The organism is Mesorhizobium sp. M8A.F.Ca.ET.181.01.1.1 (assembly GCF_004792025.1).
Taxonomy (GTDB): Bacteria; Pseudomonadota; Alphaproteobacteria; order Rhizobiales; family Rhizobiaceae; genus Mesorhizobium.
On the sequence record NZ_SRTV01000009.1, the window covers coordinates 38901 to 56765 of the forward strand.

A 17865-nucleotide genomic window follows, 5' to 3' on the forward strand; every position below is an offset into this window, starting at 1 on the left:
CGGAGGTCAGGCACGGCCCATCCGGCTACGACAGCTTGGCGATGATAGCGCGCAGCGCCTCGCCGAATTTGTGGATCTCCTCGACCGTGTTGTAGTGCACCAGCGAGGCGCGGATGGCGCCGCTGTCCATCGACAGGTTGAGGCGTTTCATCAGGCGGGGCGCATACATATGGCCGTCGCGGATGCCGATCTGCATATCGGCCATTTCCTCGACGATGCGCTGCGGCGACAGCTTGCCGATGTTGAAGCAGAAGGTCGGCACGCGCTCGTTGAGGCGGGCCTCGTCGGCGACACCGTAGATGGTCGCGCCGCAGGCCTTCAGCACGCCCATCATCTCGCGCGCCAGCAGCAACTCATAGTCGCGGATGGCGCCCATGCCGGCGACGATGTTGTCGCGCCGCGAGCGGTTGTTGGAGGGGGCGAGATTGCGGCCGATCAGTTCAAGATACTGCACGGCGGCATCCATGCCCGACACGTTCTCGTAGATGAATGTGCCGGCCTCGACCTTGTAGGGCGGCTCGTCCGGGATGAAATCCTCGCGGAAGGTCGGCAGGCGTTTCAGCGTCTCGAAGCGGCCCCAGAGGAAACCCATATGCGGCGAGAAATTCTTGTAGCCGGAACAAACGAGATAATCGCAATCCCAGGCCTGCACGTCGATCAGCCCGTGCGGTCCGTAATGCACGCAATCGAGGAACACTTCGGCGCCAACCCTATGCGCGATGTCAGCGACCGAGGCGACATCGACGATCGAGCCGATCGAGTGCGCCGTCACCGTGCAGGCGACCAGCCGAGTGCGGTCCGAAACCAATGGCTTGAGATCGTCGACATGCAGATTGCCATCCTCGCGCATGCGCCACCATTTGAACTTGGCGCCGGCGGATTCCAGCGCCAGCCAGGTGGCGATGTTGGCATCATGGTCCATGTCGGTGACGACGATCTCATCACGCTCGGAAAGCATCTGGCCGATGCCGAGGCTGACCAGGCGGATGAAGGAGGTGGCGTTCATGCCGAAGCAGATTTCCGCCGGGTTGGTGGCATTGATCAGCAGGGCGACGCTTGTCCGAGCATCGGCGACCGACTGATCGACGGTGACGCTGCGGCCATAGCGGCCGCCGCGCTGCACATTGTGCGAGACCAGGTGGTTGGTCACCGCGTCGAGCACGCTCTGCGGAATCTGTGCCCCGGCGGCATTGTCCATGAAGATGAAATCGCCGGCTCGCTGCAGGGCGGGGAACATGGCGCGGATGGTGTCGACGGGGAAGCCGCCAGTGGCCTGGGGATTGCTCAATTGTATCTCCTGCGAAGTGCTTGCGGGGTGGTAGGTGGCTAGCGGGCCTTCTCGTCCTTGAAGCGGGCTTCAAGCAGGCTGACGAGACGAACCATCGGCCAAAGGAAGATGAGATAGACCAGTGCGGCGCCGATCAGCGGCGAGGGGTTGGCGTAGAGCGACTGTGCGTTGGTCGCTTCCTTGAGCAGTTCCGGCAGGGCCACGGTGGAGGCCAGCGAAGTGTCCTTGAACATCGAGACGCAGTTGCTGGTCATCGGCGGGATGACGACGCGCACCGCCTGCGGCAGCACCACCTTGCGCAAGGTCAAAAGGAACGGCAGGCCAAGCGCCTGCGAGGCCTCGAACTGGCCGCGCGGAATGCTCTCTATGCCGGAGCGAAACACTTCGGCCGAATAGGCCGACATGATGATGGCGAACGCGGTCACTGCCGACGCCCAGGACGACAGGCGTATGCCGAGGAACGGCAGCGCGTAGTAGATCAGGATCAGCACGACGAGGACCGGCAAGGCGCGAAAGATGTCGGTGTAGCCGACCGCCAGCCAGCGCAGCGGCTTCGGTGCGTAGAGCCGCAACAGGCTGATCACCAGGCCGATGGGAATGCCGATACCGATGCTGAGCAGGCCAAGCAGCAGCGTGTTCAGAAAGCCGCGCAGCAGTGCCGGCAGGCTCGACGCGATGACGTCGGCGTTGAAGAAAGTGTCGATCAGCGACATCAGAGCATTCCCGAACGGTGTTGCGTCATCTGACGCCAGAGCCCGACCCGGAACATCAAGATCGGCTCTGCCGAACGGATGCTGGTCCCGGGAAGGTTATGCGTGAAAACGGGACGTGCCGACCCTTTTTGGAGCCGGCACGCCTTCCGTCCTGTCGGCCGCAGCTCAGGCCTTGGGCAGCGGCATTTCCTTGACGGTCGAGGAATCGGCCGGGGCGTCGCTGCCGAACCACTTCTTGTGGATCGCGGCCAGCGTGCCGTCCTTCTTCATCGCCGTCAGCGCGTCGTTGAGCTTGCCGAGCAGCGGATGATCCTTTGTCATCATCAGGCCGTACTGCTCGCCGGTCTTGATGCGCTGCTTGACCTTCAGGTCCTTCATCTTGGTGAAGGAATATTCCATGCCGGGAATGTCGCTGACGGCGGCGTCGATGCGGCCGGCGCTGAGGTCGAGCAGCAGGTTCTGCTGCGTGTCATAGCCCTTCACGTCGCTGAAGCCGTCGGCTTCCTGGTGCGCCTTGACCCAGGTCTCGCCGGTCGAGCCGGAGAGCACGCCAACGATCTTGCCCTTGAGGTCTGCCTCGGCGTTGACCGCGCTGTCGGTCTTGGTGGCGATGCCCATGTCGGAATCATAATAGGGCTGGGTGAAGGACTGCGACTTCAGCCGCTCCGGCGTGATCGTGATCGACGAGATGGCGACGTCGATACGCTTCGAGGTGGTCGCGGCGAACAGTGCCTGGAAGCCGAGGTCGGCGATGTCGGTTGTCATGCCGACGCGCTTGGCCGCCTCGTTGACGATGTCGACCTCAAAACCTTCGAAGGTGCCGCTCTCGTTCTTGTATTCGAAGGGCGGATTGGTCGGGTAGGCGCCGACATTGAGCACATCGGCGGCGAAGGCGGTTGCCGGTCCAGCGGCGATGCCGATTGCCGCGGCGAAAAGGATGAGATTGCGACGGTTGAGCTTCATTGGTGGTCCCTCTGGGGTGTTCCCTCTGGTTGTTGATCGAGCGGGCTGCCCCGCACGGTTTCTTGCCGTCCCGCCTCCCAGCGGGGCGTCAATTCATGTGGCGACCATGCGCTCGGCCGTGGCCGCGATCTGGTCGCGGTCGCCTTCACGCGCAGGCACGGCAAGGTTGGTCTCGGTATGCAGGTCGCGGATCCGGGCGCGGACGCGATCGAAAGCACAGCGCGCGCTGGACGATGACTGGGGCAGCACAAACGACAAAGGACTGAAACCCCTCCCACCCGGAGCACCCGCGATGAGCTGCCCGGAAACCCTCCAGCCCGACAGTCTCCATCGATCTTGAATGCTTATCCAAAGTGCGGCGCTTTTCAAGGTAAAAGTTTTAAGCTTAAAAAAGTTTCCCGGCTTGCTGCTCGACTGGGCGCTAGCGCGGGTCTTCCCGCGCCAGTTCCGCCCGGGCGGCGGCATAATTGGCCGCGCCGCCCGCACCGAGAAACATCGTGTCGCTGGCCAGGACGAAAAAGCTGGCGCCGACGGCTGCCCATTGGCCGACGGTTTGCGGGCTGGCGCAAAATATGCCGGAGGCCTTGCCGTGCGCGATCGTCACGCCGATGATCCTGCAGATCGCAGCCGCGAGCTTGTCGGCGCCCTTCGGTCCGATCGCATCGATCGACACGGAGAGATCGCCGGGGCCGACGAAGATCACGTCGACGCCGTCGACATCGGCGATCGCCTCGATGTTGGCCAACCCCTCGGCGGTTTCGACCTGGACCGCCACGACGATCCTGTCATTGGCGCCGGCCAGGTATTCTGGAATGCGATAGCCATAACCGGCTGCGCGGCCGGGTCCGACGCCGCGCTCGCCCAGCGGCGGATAACGCGATGCCGTCACCGCCATCGCAGCTTGGGCCGGTGTCGAGACGCGTGGCACCAGCACGCCTTGCGCGCCGCTGTCCAATGCCGCCTGGATGGCTTCGGGCGCATGGCCGGGAACGCGCACCATCGCCGGCACACGGTGGACATCGGCGGCGCGTATCATCGTTTCGACGATGTCGCGCGAGATCTGCGCGTGCTCCCAGTCGATGCAGAGGAAGTCGAGGCCGGACAGCGCCATCACCTCGACCGCGACGGGATGCGGAATGGCGCAGAAGGACCCGACGAGGCTGGTCTTGCCGATGCATTTCTGGCGGAACTCGTTCATGCCGATCCCTTCTCTCATCCCACCAAGTTCATATCGGCAAACCAGTGCGACGCGAAGCTATTTCAGGCTTGAAATATTTTCGCGCGGGCCTAGCCTACGGCCTCCCGCCCGCGAGTTCCCGAGATGATCGAAGCACATCCGTTGCACGGCTCCAACAAACTCAAGCTTGGCGTCTTCTCGACCAACGCCGATGGCGGTCTTGCCATATCGGATGTGCCGGAGCGCTGGACGGCGAGCTGGCAGGACAATCTGACGGCCGCCCAGATCGCCGACCGCGCCGGGCTGGAGTTCATGTTGCCGATCGCACGCTGGCGTGGCTTTGGCGGCCGCAACAAGGTGCGTGAATCGTCGTTCGAGACCTTCACCTGGGCGGCGGCGCTCAGCGTGGCCACCGACCGTATCGGCCTGTTCATGACCGTGCACGTGCCGCTTGTGCACCCGCTCTATGCCGCCAAGGCGCTGGCGACCGTCGACCACATCAGCCAGGGCCGTGCCGGTTTGAACATCGTCTGCGGCTGGAACCCGAAGGAATTCGGCATGTTCGGCACACCGCTGGTCGAGAAGGGTTACGACCAGGCGGCCGAATGGATCGAAATTCTGGAGAAGCTCTACGCGTCGGCGGAGCCGCTCGAGTATCAAGGCACCTATTATCACCTCAAGGAGGCGGTCAGCCGGCCGGCCAGCCTGCAGCTTCCGCGCCCGGTGACCATGAACGCCGCTTTCGGCGGCCCGGGCCGCGATTTCGCCGCCGCCAGATGCGATTATCTGTTTACGACCTTCTCCGAAATGGCCGACGCCGGCAAGCATGTCGCCGACATCAGCGAGCGGGCCGACAAGGTTGGCCGGGAGGTCGGCGTCTACACCGTGGCACATGTCGTCTGCCGCCCGACCATGGAAGAGGCGCAGGCCTATTACAGGCGCTATGCCGTCGATCTGGCGGATCACGAGGCGGTCGATGCGCATATGGCCGGCAAGAAGGAATTCTCGCAATCCCATGACCCGCATGCCTATGACGCATACCGGCAGCGTTTTGCCGGCGGCGCCGGCACCTATCCGCTGGTTGGAACGCCGCAAACGATTGCCGCCGACATGGCCGCCATTGCCGCGCACGGCTATCAGGGCATCGCCCTGTCCTTCGTCAACTACACTCAGGAGCTGCCTTACTTCTGCGACCACGTGCTGCCGCTGCTCAGGCAAGCCGGCCTTCGCGAATAGCGGTGGTGAGCATTCGGAATTAGCCGAAGCTTTCCCAACGTCGTCATCCCTGGGCGAAGCAGGAGCGAAGCTCCGTCGCGGAGACCCTGGGATCCATGCCGCGACTTCAATCGTGGAATGCAGCGGATCAAAATTCTGGACTGCGGCGACGCTTTGGAGTCCCGGCATGGATCCTGGGGTCTGCGCCGCGTCGCTGCGCTCCTTGCTTCGCCCCAGGATGACGAAGCGATGGCGGTTATTCCGGAATAACGGCGGTGGCCTGGATCTCCACCTTGGCGCGGTCCTCCACCAGCGCCACCACCTGCATGGCGGCCATTGCCGGAAAATGCCGGCCGATCACTTCGCGATAGGCCTCGCCAATCCCCTTGAGATTGCCGAGATATTCGGCCTTGTCGGTGAAATACCAGGTCATCGAGGTGATGTGCCGTGGCTCCGCGCCGGCCTCGGCCAGCACCGCGACGATGTTCTGGAGGGTCTGCCGCACCTGGCCGGCGAAATCGTCGGTCTCGAACTGGCATTGCCCGTTCCAGCCGACCTGGCCGCCGACGAAGACGAGCTTGCCGCGCGCCGCCACGCCGTTGGCGTAGCCGACGGGTTTTGCCCAGCCTTCCGGCTGCAGGATCTCGTGCATGTCGTCTCTCCGCTATCCAATATCGGGTCCGCAATATCCGTGTCGAAAACAATTCAGTCCGTGGTCACGACCCGTTCAGGCCGCGCCCATCACTTGCCGCGCGATCACCACCTTCTGCACGTCCGAAGCGCCCTCATAGATGCGCAGCGCGCGGATTTCGCGATACAGGCTCTCGACGATGTGGCCTTTGCGGACACCGTCGCCGCCATGCAGTTGCACCGCTTTGTCGATCACCTCCTGCGCCTTGTCTGTGGCGAACAGCTTGGCCATCGCCGCCTCTCGGGTGACGCGGGCGGCGCCCATGTCCTTGGTCCAGGCGGCGCGGTAGACCAGCAGCGCCGCCGCATCGACGTCGAGGGCCATGTCGGCGATATGGCCCTGCACCATCTGCAACTCGGCCATCGGCGCGCCGAACAGCTTGCGCTCGGCCACTCTGTTGATGCTTTCATCGAGCGCCCGGCGGGCAAAGCCGAGCGCTGCCGCACCGACCGTCGAGCGGAACACGTCGAGCACCGACATGGCGATGCGAAAGCCGTCGCCCGGCCTGCCGATCAGCGCCGAGGTGGGAACACGAACCTCGTCGAACGACAAACGCGCCAGCGGATGCGGCGCAATCACTTCCAGCCGCTCGGCAATGTCGAGGCCCTTGGCATCGCCCGGCACGATGAAGGCCGAGAGGCCCTTGGCGCCCGGCGCTTCGCCGGTGCGGGCAAAGACGACATAGAAATCGGCGATGCCGCCATTCGAAATCCAGGTTTTTTCGCCGGTGAGAACATAGTTGTCGCCATGGCGGGTCGCCGTCATTTCCGTGTTGGCGACATCGGATCCGGAGCGCGGCTCCGACAGGGCGAAGGCGGAGATCGCCTTGCCGGCGCGCGTCTTAGCCAGCCATTGCCGTTGGTCAGCCGTTCCGAACAGGCTGAGCGCACCGGTGCCGAGCCCCTGCATGGCGAAAGCGAAATCGGCCAGCCCGTCATGGCGCGCCAGCGTCTCGCGCGTGATGCACAAGGAACGCACGTCGAGCGGGCCCGGATTGTCAGTGTCGACAGCCGTCGGCTTCAGCCAGCCATCGCGGCCAAGCATGGCCACCAGCTCGCGGCAGGCAGCGTCGATGTCACGATGATCGACGGGGAGGTTCTTGGCGCACCAGGCGTCGAGGTGTTCTGCGAGCTCGCGATGGCGATCTTCGAAGAACGGCCAGGCGAGGAAAGAGCGGTCAGGCATGTCTGCCTCCGCAGCTCTGCGAGGTTTGCGCTCTACGGCGCCCCCCTCTGTCCTGCCGGACATCTCCCCCACAAGGGGGGAGATTGGCGGTTTCGACGCCCCGCTCGTCCTTGCGACGTTGAAAATTGGCGAAAGCGGTGATGACAGCCAATCTCCCCCCAAGTGGGGGAGATGTCCGGCAGGACAGAGAGGGGCGCTGTCCCGCCGGCATGTCCTTCTCTGGCGAAGAAAACATCCTCAATTCCCCTCGAACACCGGCTTTTCCTTGGCCACAAAAGCCCGATACGCCCGCTCGAAATCGCGGGTCTGCATGCAGATCGCCTGCGCCTGCGCTTCCGCCTCGATCGCCTGGTCGAGGCCCATCGACCATTCCTGGTTGAGCTGCGTCTTGGTGATGCCGTGGGCGAAGGTCGGGCCCGAGACGATGCGGGCCGCCATCTCCAGCGCATCGGCCTCGAGAGCCGCCGCATCGACCAGCCTGTTGTAGAAGCCCCAGCGCTCGCCTTCCGCCGCCGTCATGGTTCGGCCGGTGTAGAGCAGTTCGGCGGCGCGGCCCTGGCCGATGATGCGCGGCAGGATCGCGCAGGCGCCCATGTCGCAGCCGGCCAAGCCCACGCGTGTGAACAGGAAGGCGGTCTTGGCCTCCGGCGTGGCGATGCGGATGTCGGAACTCATGGCGATGATGGCGCCGGCGCCGACCGCGACACCGTCAACCGCCGCGATGATCGGCTTGCCGCAATTCAGCATCGCCTTGACGAAATCGCCGGTCATGCGGGTGAAGGCGAGGAGCTGCTTCATGTCCATCTTGACCAGCGGACCGATGATGTCGTGGACATCGCCGCCGGAGCAGAAATTGCCGCCATTGGACAGGAACACCACGGCGTCGACATCGTCGGCATAGACAAGATCGCGGAACGTGTCGCGCAACTCGGCATAGCTGTCGAAGGTCAGCGGGTTCTTGCGCTCAGGCCGGTCGAGCCGGACCTTGGCGATCCGGCCCTCGACCTCCCACAGGAAATGCTTCGGCTTGCGGCCGGCCATTGCAGTCATTCGCGTCCCTCCCAGTTGCTGCGGAACGAGGTCAGCATGCCGGTCAGCCGGCGGGCATCCTCCTCGCTGACCTTGCCCAGCAATTCACCGATCCAGCCCTCATGCGCGGCGGCGATGGTGGCAAAGGACTTGGTGCCCTCCTCGGTCAACCGCACCATCGAGGTGCGGCGGTCGCCATTGCGGCGTGCACGCGCCACCAGTCCTTCGGAAACCAGACGGTCGACGATGCCGGTGACATTGCCGTTGGAGACCAGCAGGAAGCGCGAGAGGTCGCTCATCAGCATGCCTTCCGGCGCCCGGTAGAGTGCTGCCATGACGTCGAAGCGCGGCAGCGTCGTATCGAATTCCTTCTTCAGCCGCTCGCGCAACTCGGCCTCGATCGTGCGCGAGGCGCGCAGCAGCCTGATCCAAAGACGCAGCCGGTCCTTGCCGGGTCCCGATGGCACGGGCAGGGGGCCGGCTACCATGTTTCACCTCCCGAGATCGAAATCGCCTGTCCGGTGATCGACGCCGCAGCATTGCCGCACAGCCAGAGCACGGCGGCGGCTACTTCCTGAGGCTGGATGAAACGGCCCTGCGGATTGGTCGAGGCCAGGCTCGCCCGTGCCTCGTCAGCCGAGCGTCCGGTCTTTTCGACGATGCGCTGGATGGACTCCTCCAGCATGTCGGTCTCGACGAAGCCAGGACACACCGCATTGACGGTGACGCCGGATTTCGCCGTCTCGGCGGCAAGCGCCCGCATCAGACCGACGACGCCATGCTTGGCCGCTACATAGGGCGCGACATAGGCGTAGCCTTTCAGACCGGCGGTCGAGGCGATGAAGACGATGCGGCCTGCCTTGCGCGCGGCCATGCCGGCCAGCGCCGGCTTCACCGTCAGGAAGGCTCCGGTCAAATTGACGTCGAGCGTCCGCTGCCAGTCGGCAAGCGTCGTCTTGTGCGCCGGCGTGCTGCCGGCCATGCCGGCATTGGCGACGACGATGTCGAACGGTCCGCGCGCGGCCTCGGCCTGTGTGTAGAGCGCGGCCATCGCCGCCTCATTGGTGACGTCGGCGGCAATGCCATGGATGCGGTCGTTTTCGCTGGCAACCTTCGCGAGTTCAGCTTCGCGACGCCCACATATGGTCACGTCGACACCAGCCTCGGCTAACGCCAGCGCGATGGCCCGGCCGACGCCGGATCCGCCGCCGGTGACCAGCGCGTGCTTGCCGGGAATCGTGGCCGCCGCTGTCATACTTTCAGCCCCGCCGCCGCTTCGCGCTCAGCCAGCCGGTAGATTTGGTCGCGTCCGGGCAGATAGGGATCCGGCCATTTAACGCCACGGTCGCCGAGCGTCACCGCCGCATGCAGCGTCCAGTAGGGATCCGCGAGATGCGGCCGTGCCAGCGCCACCAGATCGGCGCGGCCGGCCATCAGGATCGAATTGACATGATCCGGTTCGTAGATGTTGCCGACCGCCATCGTCGCCATGCCGACCTCGTTGCGGATGCGGTCCGAAAACGGCGTCTGGAACATGCGGCCATAGACCGGCTTGGCAGCAATCGAGGTCTGGCCGGCCGAGACGTCGCATATGTCGACGCCCGCCTCATGCAGCATGCGCGCGATCTCGACGGCGTCGGCCGGCGTCACGCCTTCGATCCCGACCCAGTCATTGGCCGAAATGCGCACCGAGATCGGTTTTCCCGTCGGCCAGGCGGCGCGCACCGCACGGAAGATCTCGAGGGGATAGCGCATGCGGTTTTCCAGCGAACCGCCATAGGCGTCAGTGCGCCCGTTGGTGACCGGCGTGATGAACGACGACAGGAGATAGCCGTGCGCCGCATGGATCTCCAGCATGTCGAAGCCGCAGCGATCGGCCATTTTGGCGGAGGCCACGAACTGGTCGCGCACCAAATCCATGTCGGCGCGATCCATCGCCTTCGGCACCTGATTCTGCGGCGACCACGCGACGGCCGATGCCGCCATGACAGGCCAGTTACCCGAGTCCAGCGGCACGTCAGTGCCTTCCCAGCCGACACGGGTCGAACCCTTGGCGCCGGAATGGCCGATCTGGGCGCAGATCTTCGCTTCGGTTTCGGTATGGACGAAATCGACCAGCCGCCTCCACGCCACCTCATGTTCGGGCGCGTAGAAGCCGGGGCAGCCAGGCGTGATCCGCCCTTCCGGGCTGACGCAGGTCATCTCGATATAGACAAGCCCGGCGCCGCCCTTGGCGCGCTCGGCATAATGGGTGAAATGCCAATCGGTTGGGCAGCCGTCGACGGCCTTGTACTGCGCCATCGGCGAAACGACGACGCGGTTGTTGAGAACCATGTCGCGCAGCTTGAAGGGGGCGAACATCGGCGCCCGGCGCAGCCTGTTGCCGCCGGCACCAGCCTGGCGCTGAAACCACTCTTCTGCGCCGCCCAGCCATTCGGCATCGCGCAGCCGCAAATTCTCGTGGCTGATGCGTTGCGAACGGGTCAAGAGCGAATAGTTGAACTGCACTGGATCGAGACCGAGATAGCGCTCGACCTCCTCGAACCATTCCAGAGAATTGCGCGCCGCCGATTGCAGCTTCAGCACCTCGGTGCGGCGAGCGTCCTCATATTTGCGGAACGCGGCCTCGAGGTCCGGTTCGGTCTCGACATAGTCGGCCAGCGCCACCGCGCTTTCCAGGGCGAGTTTGGTGCCGGAGCCGATCGAGAAATGCGCCGAGGCCGCGGCGTCGCCCATCAGCGCCAGATTCTTGTAGGACCAGCGCTCGCACAGCACGCGCGGGAAATTGATCCAGGCCGAGCCCCTGATGTGGTTGGCGTTGGTCATCAGCGCATGGCCGCCAAGATGTTTGGCGAAGATGCGCTCGCAGACCGCGATGGACTCCTGCTGCGACATCGCGCCGAAGCCGAAGGCGGCCCAGGTCTGTTCGCTGCATTCGACAATGAAGGTCGCGGTCTCGCTGTCGAACTGGTAGGCGTGCGCCCACACCCAGCCATGCTCGGTCTTTTCGAAGATGAAGGTGAAGGCGTCGTCGAATTTCTGGTTGGTGCCAAGCCAGACGAACTTGCATTTGCGGGTGTCGATGTCGGGCTTGAAAATGTCGACGAAGGTATTGCGCGCCCTGGAGTTCAGCCCGTCGGCGGCGACGACCAGGTCATGCGTCTCCATATAGGGGCGGGGGTCGGCGATGTCGGTTTCGAACATCAGCTTGACGCCGAGTTCGCGCGCGCGCCGCTGCAAGAGCACCAGCAGGCGCTTGCGGCCGATGCCGCAGAAGCCGTGGCCCGACGAGACCGTGCGCACGCCGTCATGGATGACGGCGATGTCGTCCCAATAGGCGAAATGCTTCTTGATCCAGACGGCGCTGACGGGATCATTCTCAGCAAGATTATCGAGCGTCTCGGCCGACAGCACGACGCCCCAGCCGAACGTGTCGTCGGCGCGATTGCGCTCGAACACCGTCACGTCGTGCGCGGCGTCCCTCAGTTTCATCGAAATGGCAAAGTAGAGGCCGGCTGGTCCGCCGCCGAGAACCGCAACCTTCATCTGTGCGATCTCCTCTTCGCTTGCTGTGCCTCAGTATCGCGCCGGAGGTAAGATATTTCAAGCTTAAAGTTTTATGTCGAAATGATTAGGCGGGGATTGCGTGGCGCGCTTGCGTGACGTCCCTGCAAGCGCGCCGCGGGAGATCATTTCTCCGGGTTCTTCGGGCTCCACAGCACGGTCTCGGCACCCTTCTCATAGGCCATGCCGTTGGGATAGCTGATCGCTTCCAGTTGCAAGCCCCAGGGTGCCTGGAAATAGAGGATGGTCTGGCCGGCGGCGGGCCCTTCCTTGACCGGCAGCGGCCCCATCCGTGTCTTCACGCCCTTGCCGTCGAGATAGGCTTTCGCCGCGGCAACGTCGTCGACGTAGAAGGCGATGTGGAAGCCGCCAATGTCGCTGTTCTTCGGTGTCAGGTCCTTCTGGTCGGGCGCGGTGTATTTGAACAGCTCGATGTTCGATCCGCTACCGCACCGGACCATGGTGATCTGCTCGATGACCGCCTTCGGATCGACGCCCAGCACGTCCTGCATGAAGGTGCCCTTGTCGTCGGCGAACGGTCCGAACGACATCGCCTTCTTGCAGCCCACGACTTCGGTGAAGAAATCGACCGCCTGCTTCATGTCGGGAACCGTGATGCCGGTATGGTCGTGTCCGCGCATGCCGGGGATCGAATCCGCCGCCGCCGCTCCCATCGATCCGAGCAGGATCGCGGCGAGCATCGTGCCGCGGGTTGCGTAGTTCATGTTACCCTCCGTTCGCGGGCTGATTTCGCCCCCATGCACGTCCGAGGCCCGCTCTTCGGCGTGCGGGATGAAAAGTCTTATGCCGGCGCCTTCGCGGGCGGCCGCAGCCAGTCCGCGTCGATCTCGGGAAGCGGAATGGCGGCAAGCAGGTCTCGCGTGTAAGTCTCCCTGGGATTGTCGAACAGCGCATCCGTGGCGCTCTGCTCGACGATGCTGCCCTCGCGCATGACGATCACCTGTTGGCAGAGCCGCCGGATGACCGACAGGTCGTGGCTGATGAAGGCGACCGTCAGGCCCATCTCCGCCGCGAGCTTCTCCAGCAAGGTCAGGATCTGCGCCTGTGTCGAGACGTCGAGCCCGGAGACGATCTCGTCGGCCAGCAAGAATTTCGGCGACAGCGCCAGCGCGCGCGCAATGCCGACGCGCTGGCGCTGGCCGCCCGACAGCTGGTGCCGGTAGCGGCTGGCGAAGCTCTGCGGCAGGCCGACGCGTTGCAGTGCCTCTGCGACGCGGGATTTCAGATTGTCGCCAAGCCCGTTCTGCTTCAGCGGTGCGGCGATGATGCTGGCAATGGTGCGGCGCGGGTTGAGCGATGACATCGGATCCTGGAAGATCATCTGCAGGTCGCGGCGCAGCGGCCGCAGTGCCGCCTCCGGCAGTTGGGTGATGTCACGGCCCTCGAAACGGATGCTGCCGGCACTCGGCTCCAGCAGCCGGACCAAAGCGCGACCAAGCGTCGATTTTCCGGATCCGGATTCACCGACGATGCCGGTGACAGAGCCCTTTGGCAGGTCGAAATCCAGGCCTTTCAGAATTTCGGCCAGCGGCGCGCGGCCGATAAGCGGCTTGCGCGTCATGTCGGGCAGCGCGACCTTCAGCCCGCGCACGGAAAACAGCGGCTCAGCCATGCGGGCGCCTCCATGCCTGGTCGGCTGCCGCGATCTCGGCGGCAAGTCCGGCCAGAACCGTCTCGTCCACCGGCTTCAGCGAGGCGAAGGGGTCGGTGTAGCGTGGCGTCGCAGCCATCAGCGCCCGGGTGTACGGATGCCGGGGTGCCGCGAAGAGATCAGCGGTCTCGGCCTCTTCCACCACCTTGCCGGCATAGAGCACCGACACTTTCTGGCTGATCTTGGCGACGACGCCAAGATCATGGGTGACGAACAGGATCGCGGTGCCGTGCTCGCGCTGCAACGCGGCGATCAGCCGAAGGATCTGCTTCTGCACGGTGACATCGAGCGCCGTGGTCGGCTCGTCGGCGACGATCAGCCGTGGCTCGGCGGCAAAGGCGGCGGCAATCAGCACGCGTTGGCGCATGCCGCCGGACAGTTCGTGCGGATAGCTCTTCAGCACCCGGTCCGGGTCGCGGATCTGTACCTCGTCCAGCAATTGCCTGACACGCTTGTCCGCCTTGTCGCCGCTCCAACCCAGGATGCGCACCAGCCGGTCGGTCATCTGCGGACCGATGCGGCGCGAGGGGTTGAGCGCGGTCAGCGGGTCCTGCGGGATCAGCGCCGTGCGTGCGCCGATCAGCGTGCGCCGCGCCTTGGGCTGGAGTTTGCCGAGGTCTTCGCCCTCGAGCCTCATGTCGCCTTCGACGATGCGCACGCTCGACGGCAGGACGCCCAGCACCGCCTTGCCGATCATCGTCTTGCCGGCGCCGCTTTCGCCGACCAGCGCGCGCACCTCGCCGGGTTGCACGGTGAGCGAAACAGAGCGCAGCACGCGCTGGCCGTTGGCCAGCACCGCGCTCAGATTGGCGATATCGAGACAGGCACTCATCGCAGCACCGGATCGAAACGCGTCTTCAGTGCTTCGCCGAACTGGCTGAACGACAGCACAGTGAGGATCAGCGTGATCAGCGGAAACACCAGCACCCACCAGGCTTGATGGATCGACAGCCGGCCTTCGGCGATGATGCCGCCCCAGGTCGGGTCGTCGGTCGAGATCGACAGATTGACGAAGGACAGGATCGCCTCGACGATGACGGCGATGCCCATTTCCAGCGACAGCAGCGCAACGATCGACGGCACCACGTTGGGCAGCACCTCGCGCAGCATGATGCCGATGCGGCCATAGCCGGCGATGCGGGCATTCTCGACATAGTCCATGCGCGACTGGCCCATGGCTTCGGCGCGGATGACCCGGCAGAAGCGCGTCCAGTCGATGATGGCGATGGCGAGAATGACGGAGCTCAAGCCGGTACCGAGCACGGCGACCAGCAGAATGGCGAAAAGCACCGGCGGGAACGCCATCCAGATGTCAACGATGCGCGAGATGATGCGATCCGCCCAGCCGCCGAAATAGCCCGCGATCAGTCCCAGCATCGAACCGACGGCGCAGGCGGCGATGGCCGACGCGAAAGCAACGATGAAGGCGATGCGGCCACCAAAAATCAGGCGCGAGAGCAGGTCGCGGCCGAGGCTGTCGGTGCCAAGCCAATAGCCAGGCTCGGCGCCATCGAGCCAGAACGGCGGCAGACGCTCCAGCATCAAATCCTGCGCCAGCGGATCCTGCGGCGCCACCAGCGGCGCGAAAATCGCGGCCAGCAGTGCCAGCAGCAGCCAGCCGCCGGCAAGCCACAGCCTCGGGCTTAATCGGCGCCTGACGATGCGGGCGTCATCCATGGCGAAGCCTCGGATTGAGCAGCGCATACATCATGTCGACGACGAGGTTGATCAGCACGAACAGCAGCGCGAACACCAGCACGATGCCCTGGATCAGCGGCAGGTCGCGGTTGATGACGGCATCGATCGCCATGTTGCCGAGCCCCTCATAGGAGAACAGCCGCTCGACGATGACCGTGCCGCCGATGAGGAAGGTGAATTGCACGCCGATCAGGGTCAGCGTCGGCAGCGCGGCGTTCTTCAGCGCCTCGCGCAGGATGACCTGCGTTTCCGAAAAGCCCTTGACCCGTGCCAGCACGACATAGTCGAAGTCGAGCACTTCCTTCAGCGACTGTTTGAGAAGCTGCGAGATGATCGCCGCCAGCGGCAGCGCCAAAGCCACGGCCGGCATCAGCATGTGCTTCAAGAGATCCCAGGTCAGGTCGAAGCGCAGTCGCAGCAGGCTCTCGAAGAAATAGAACTGCGTCACGAAGGGCAGGTCGAGTTGCGGCGACACGCGGCCCGAAATGTCGAAGATCGGCACCAGCACGCCGAACAGCAGGATCAGCACCAGGCCCCAGAGGAAGTCGGGGATGGAAAGGGCGGCGCCGCTCGCAATATCGATGCCGGCCTCGACCGCCGTGCCGCGTTCGCGCGCGCCGAGTATCGCCGTCGTGCCGCCGATCGCCACCGCCATGACGAGAGCGACGATGGCAAGTTCCAGCGTGGCCGGCAGCCGGTTGAAGACGAGGCCGAGCACGTCTTGCCGCAGCGAGATCGAGGTTCCGAAATCGCCCCTGGCGACACCGGACAGCCAGATGAAGAACTGCTGTACGATCGTCTTGTCGAGCCCGTACAGCGCGCGCAGTCGGGCGATGTCGTCATTGGTGGCGCCGGGCGGCAGCATCATGGCGATCGGATCGCCGGGCGCGACGCGGATGACGACAAAGACGACGACGGCCACGCCGAACAGCGTGATCAACATCGTCAGCAGACGAATCAGGAATCGTTGCAGGAGCATGTAAATCTTTGCAGGAGCCCGTGGGCTCGTATGCCCGATGGAAAATGCGCGCCGTCATTGGCGACGGCGCGCGGCAATTCCAGGCCGATATCAGGCCGGGGTCATCAAGGCCGGCAGCAGCGCGCCTGAGATGTGCTGGACGACTTTGACGCCCTTGGCATGCACGATCGGCTGCGCGTACTGCATCAGCGGCAGCACATAGGCCTGCTCGGCGATGTATTTGTCGACCGCCTTCCAGCCGGCGATGCGCTTGGCCTCGTCTTTTTCTCCCCACAGCGGGTTGATCATGTCGATCAGGTCCTGGCTGTCCCAGACCGAATGCGGGCTCGGCCCATACATGGCAAAGCCGGTCGAGGTGGTCGGATCGCCAATGGCGTTGCCCCAATTGTAGAAGGCCGCGGGCGCGAGCTTGTCGGCGGCGCGCAGCTCGTAGTGCTTGGCGATCTCATAGACCTCGATCGTCGCCTCGATGCCGACCTTGCGCCACATGCCGACGATCGCCTGGATCATCTCATAGTCCTTGGGCTTGAAGCCCTTGGTCGTCTGGATGGTGAACTTGACCGGCTTTTCCGGCGAATAGCCTGAGGCGGCCAGCAGTTCCTTGGCCTTCTCAGGATTGTGCTCCACCTTGATCGAGGCATCGAAGGCCGCGTATTCCGGCGTTTCGAGCGTGGCGATCGGCTGGCCATAGCCGCGCAGCAGCCGCTTGACCAGAAGCTCCTTGTCCACCGCCATGACGGCTGCCTGGCGCACGTTCTTGTCCAGCATCGCTTCGATGTCGTTGAAGAAGATCATGCCGATGTCGGAAACATTCTTGATCGAGCCGGCAAGCCCGTCCTTGGCGATCAGCCGGTCATACTCCTCATAGGGGATTTCGAGCGTCACCTGCGAGGAACCGGATTCGATCTCGGCCACCCGGCTTGCCGCATCGGTGACGAACTTGATCGTCACATTCTCGAAGGCCGGCTTGCCGCCCCAATAGTCGGGATTGGCCTTCAGCCGCAGGAAAGCGTTGCGCTCGAATTTTTCCACCATGTAAGGGCCGGTGCCGATCGGCGCCTTCTCGAAGCCTTCGGCGCCGACCTTCTCGTAATAGGCCTTGGGCATGATGTAGCCGGTCAGGAACGACATCCACTTGAAATAGACCGGATCGAACTGCACGACGTCGCCAGTAATCTTGTTGCCGTCGATCTTGAAATTGTTGACGTTCTTCCAGACGAACTGGATCGGATTGCCGGTCTTCTCGTCGCCCGCCCGCTGCAGCGACCAGACGACGTCTTCCGGTGTGAAGGGCGAGCCGTCATGCCATTTCACGCCTTCGCGCACCGTCATCATGATCTTGGTGCGGTCGTCGTTCCAGCCCCATTCGGTCAGCAGGCCAGGCGCGAAGGACAGGTCCGGCTTCTGCGGGATGAATTGGTCGAACACCGATTGGTAGAGGCCCTGGATGGTCGGGTTGACGGCCGACGGTCCGGTGGTCGGATCCCAGGACGGCAGGTTGACGTTGTAGGCAATGGTCAGTTCGCCGGCGGCAGCCTGGGCGATCTTTGGCAGGCCGACGGCGGCCACGCCAAGTGCCGCGGCACTGTATCCCAGCAATTCGCGTCTGTTGATTGTCATGGTCGTTCCCCTTGTTGGTTTATTTGTCTTCGCGCAGCGTCTTCAGTTCATTGGTTCGGGCTTCGTCGGCA

At 64.1% G+C, this 17865-nt stretch carries 18 protein-coding genes; 1 reads left to right on the forward strand and 17 read right to left on the reverse strand.

Translation table 11 applies throughout. From position 1 onward, the window contains the following. Positions 1-25 precede the first annotated feature (25 nt). The 5 genes from EN824_RS26915 to EN824_RS26935 form a co-directional block, all read right to left on the reverse strand. Positions 26-1288 carry a cysteine desulfurase-like protein gene (locus tag EN824_RS26915; RefSeq protein ID WP_167531463.1) on the reverse strand — a complete coding sequence of 421 codons (1263 nt, stop codon included), beginning with the start codon at positions 1286-1288 and terminating at the stop codon, positions 26-28. Between the two features lie 38 nt (positions 1289-1326). Continuing rightward, entirely contained in the window at positions 1327-2001 is a 675-nt protein-coding gene (locus EN824_RS26920; protein ID WP_127870695.1) for an amino acid ABC transporter permease, read from the reverse strand. Positions 2002-2166: 165 nt separating this feature from the next. Then, positions 2167-2964, reverse strand: coding sequence for an ABC transporter substrate-binding protein (locus EN824_RS26925; RefSeq protein WP_127870696.1), 798 nt, complete (start codon positions 2962-2964; stop codon positions 2167-2169). Positions 2965-3057: 93 nt separating this feature from the next. Then, positions 3058-3222: a hypothetical protein gene (locus tag EN824_RS26930; protein WP_167531461.1), complete on the reverse strand. Its 165-nt coding sequence runs from the start codon at positions 3220-3222 to the stop codon at positions 3058-3060. A 163-nt stretch (positions 3223-3385) separates the two neighbouring features. Next, the gene (locus tag EN824_RS26935) at positions 3386-4162 is read right to left on the reverse strand and encodes an HpcH/HpaI aldolase/citrate lyase family protein (protein WP_127870697.1); all 777 of its coding nucleotides are present in this window, start codon (positions 4160-4162) and stop codon (positions 3386-3388) included. Between the two features lie 123 nt (positions 4163-4285). On the opposite strand from EN824_RS26935, the gene EN824_RS26940 reads away from it, so the two are divergent. Beyond that, the gene (locus EN824_RS26940; RefSeq protein ID WP_127870698.1) at positions 4286-5377 is read left to right on the forward strand and encodes an LLM class flavin-dependent oxidoreductase; all 1092 of its coding nucleotides are present in this window, start codon (positions 4286-4288) and stop codon (positions 5375-5377) included. A gap of 235 nt (positions 5378-5612) precedes the next feature. Here EN824_RS26940 and EN824_RS26945 read toward each other — a convergent pair whose 3' ends face one another. The 12 genes from EN824_RS26945 to EN824_RS27005 form a co-directional block, all read right to left on the reverse strand. After that, positions 5613-6008, reverse strand: coding sequence for a RidA family protein (locus EN824_RS26945; protein ID WP_127275967.1), 396 nt, complete (start codon positions 6006-6008; stop codon positions 5613-5615). A 75-nt stretch (positions 6009-6083) separates the two neighbouring features. After that, positions 6084-7232, reverse strand: a complete 1149-nt coding sequence (locus EN824_RS26950) for an acyl-CoA dehydrogenase family protein (protein ID WP_127870813.1) — start codon at positions 7230-7232, stop codon at positions 6084-6086. Positions 7233-7469: 237 nt separating this feature from the next. After that, positions 7470-8282 carry an enoyl-CoA hydratase family protein gene (locus tag EN824_RS26960; protein ID WP_127275965.1) on the reverse strand — a complete coding sequence of 271 codons (813 nt, stop codon included), beginning with the start codon at positions 8280-8282 and terminating at the stop codon, positions 7470-7472. Then, positions 8279-8749 (reverse strand): MarR family transcriptional regulator, encoded by a 471-nt coding sequence (locus EN824_RS26965; RefSeq protein WP_127275964.1) that lies wholly within the window; start codon positions 8747-8749, stop codon positions 8279-8281. The genes EN824_RS26960 and EN824_RS26965 overlap by 4 nt, the downstream gene beginning before the upstream one ends. Then, entirely contained in the window at positions 8743-9516 is a 774-nt protein-coding gene (locus tag EN824_RS26970; RefSeq protein WP_127275963.1) for an SDR family NAD(P)-dependent oxidoreductase, read from the reverse strand. Before EN824_RS26970 ends, EN824_RS26965 begins: the two co-directional genes overlap by 7 nt. Continuing rightward, positions 9513-11807 carry a bifunctional salicylyl-CoA 5-hydroxylase/oxidoreductase gene (locus EN824_RS26975; RefSeq protein ID WP_127275962.1) on the reverse strand — a complete coding sequence of 765 codons (2295 nt, stop codon included), beginning with the start codon at positions 11805-11807 and terminating at the stop codon, positions 9513-9515. The genes EN824_RS26970 and EN824_RS26975 overlap by 4 nt, the downstream gene beginning before the upstream one ends. 143 nt (positions 11808-11950) lie before the next feature. Continuing rightward, positions 11951-12550, reverse strand: coding sequence for a VOC family protein (locus EN824_RS26980; RefSeq protein ID WP_127275961.1), 600 nt, complete (start codon positions 12548-12550; stop codon positions 11951-11953). Between the two features lie 77 nt (positions 12551-12627). Continuing rightward, positions 12628-13458, reverse strand: a complete 831-nt coding sequence (locus EN824_RS26985) for an ATP-binding cassette domain-containing protein (RefSeq protein WP_127870699.1) — start codon at positions 13456-13458, stop codon at positions 12628-12630. After that, a complete protein-coding gene (locus EN824_RS26990; protein ID WP_127275959.1) occupies positions 13451-14329 on the reverse strand; it encodes an ABC transporter ATP-binding protein in 879 nt (292 codons plus the stop codon). Before EN824_RS26990 ends, EN824_RS26985 begins: the two co-directional genes overlap by 8 nt. Beyond that, complete coding sequence (locus EN824_RS26995; protein WP_127870700.1) at positions 14326-15174, reverse strand: ABC transporter permease; 849 nt, start codon at positions 15172-15174, stop codon at positions 14326-14328. The genes EN824_RS26990 and EN824_RS26995 overlap by 4 nt, the downstream gene beginning before the upstream one ends. Next, the gene (locus EN824_RS27000; RefSeq protein ID WP_127870701.1) at positions 15167-16174 is read right to left on the reverse strand and encodes an ABC transporter permease; all 1008 of its coding nucleotides are present in this window, start codon (positions 16172-16174) and stop codon (positions 15167-15169) included. Before EN824_RS27000 ends, EN824_RS26995 begins: the two co-directional genes overlap by 8 nt. Positions 16175-16264: 90 nt before the next feature. Next, positions 16265-17794, reverse strand: a complete 1530-nt coding sequence (locus EN824_RS27005) for an ABC transporter substrate-binding protein (protein WP_135932890.1) — start codon at positions 17792-17794, stop codon at positions 16265-16267. Positions 17795-17865: the final 71 nt, after the last annotated feature.

Bases quoted from the DNA above. Each gene is read 5' to 3' on its own strand.
- EN824_RS26920 (WP_127870695.1), bottom strand. From the start codon at position 2,001: ATGTCGCTGATCGACACTTTCTTCAACGCCGACGTCATCGCGTCGAGC.
- EN824_RS26925 (WP_127870696.1), bottom strand. From the start codon at position 2,964: ATGAAGCTCAACCGTCGCAATCTCATCCTTTTCGCCGCGGCAATCGGC.
- EN824_RS26935 (WP_127870697.1), bottom strand. From the start codon at position 4,162: ATGAACGAGTTCCGCCAGAAATGCATCGGCAAGACCAGCCTCGTCGGG.
- EN824_RS26940 (WP_127870698.1), top strand. From the start codon at position 4,286: ATGATCGAAGCACATCCGTTGCACGGCTCCAACAAACTCAAGCTTGGC.
- EN824_RS26945 (WP_127275967.1), bottom strand. From the start codon at position 6,008: ATGCACGAGATCCTGCAGCCGGAAGGCTGGGCAAAACCCGTCGGCTAC.
- EN824_RS26950 (WP_127870813.1), bottom strand. From the start codon at position 7,232: ATGCCTGACCGCTCTTTCCTCGCCTGGCCGTTCTTCGAAGATCGCCAT.
- EN824_RS26960 (WP_127275965.1), bottom strand. From the start codon at position 8,282: ATGACTGCAATGGCCGGCCGCAAGCCGAAGCATTTCCTGTGGGAGGTC.
- EN824_RS26965 (WP_127275964.1), bottom strand. From the start codon at position 8,749: ATGGTAGCCGGCCCCCTGCCCGTGCCATCGGGACCCGGCAAGGACCGG.
- EN824_RS26970 (WP_127275963.1), bottom strand. From the start codon at position 9,516: ATGACAGCGGCGGCCACGATTCCCGGCAAGCACGCGCTGGTCACCGGC.
- EN824_RS26975 (WP_127275962.1), bottom strand. From the start codon at position 11,807: ATGAAGGTTGCGGTTCTCGGCGGCGGACCAGCCGGCCTCTACTTTGCC.
- EN824_RS26980 (WP_127275961.1), bottom strand. From the start codon at position 12,550: ATGAACTACGCAACCCGCGGCACGATGCTCGCCGCGATCCTGCTCGGA.
- EN824_RS26985 (WP_127870699.1), bottom strand. From the start codon at position 13,458: ATGGCTGAGCCGCTGTTTTCCGTGCGCGGGCTGAAGGTCGCGCTGCCC.
- EN824_RS26990 (WP_127275959.1), bottom strand. From the start codon at position 14,329: ATGAGTGCCTGTCTCGATATCGCCAATCTGAGCGCGGTGCTGGCCAAC.
- EN824_RS26995 (WP_127870700.1), bottom strand. From the start codon at position 15,174: ATGGATGACGCCCGCATCGTCAGGCGCCGATTAAGCCCGAGGCTGTGG.
- EN824_RS27000 (WP_127870701.1), bottom strand. From the start codon at position 16,174: ATGCTCCTGCAACGATTCCTGATTCGTCTGCTGACGATGTTGATCACG.
- EN824_RS27005 (WP_135932890.1), bottom strand. From the start codon at position 17,794: ATGACAATCAACAGACGCGAATTGCTGGGATACAGTGCCGCGGCACTT.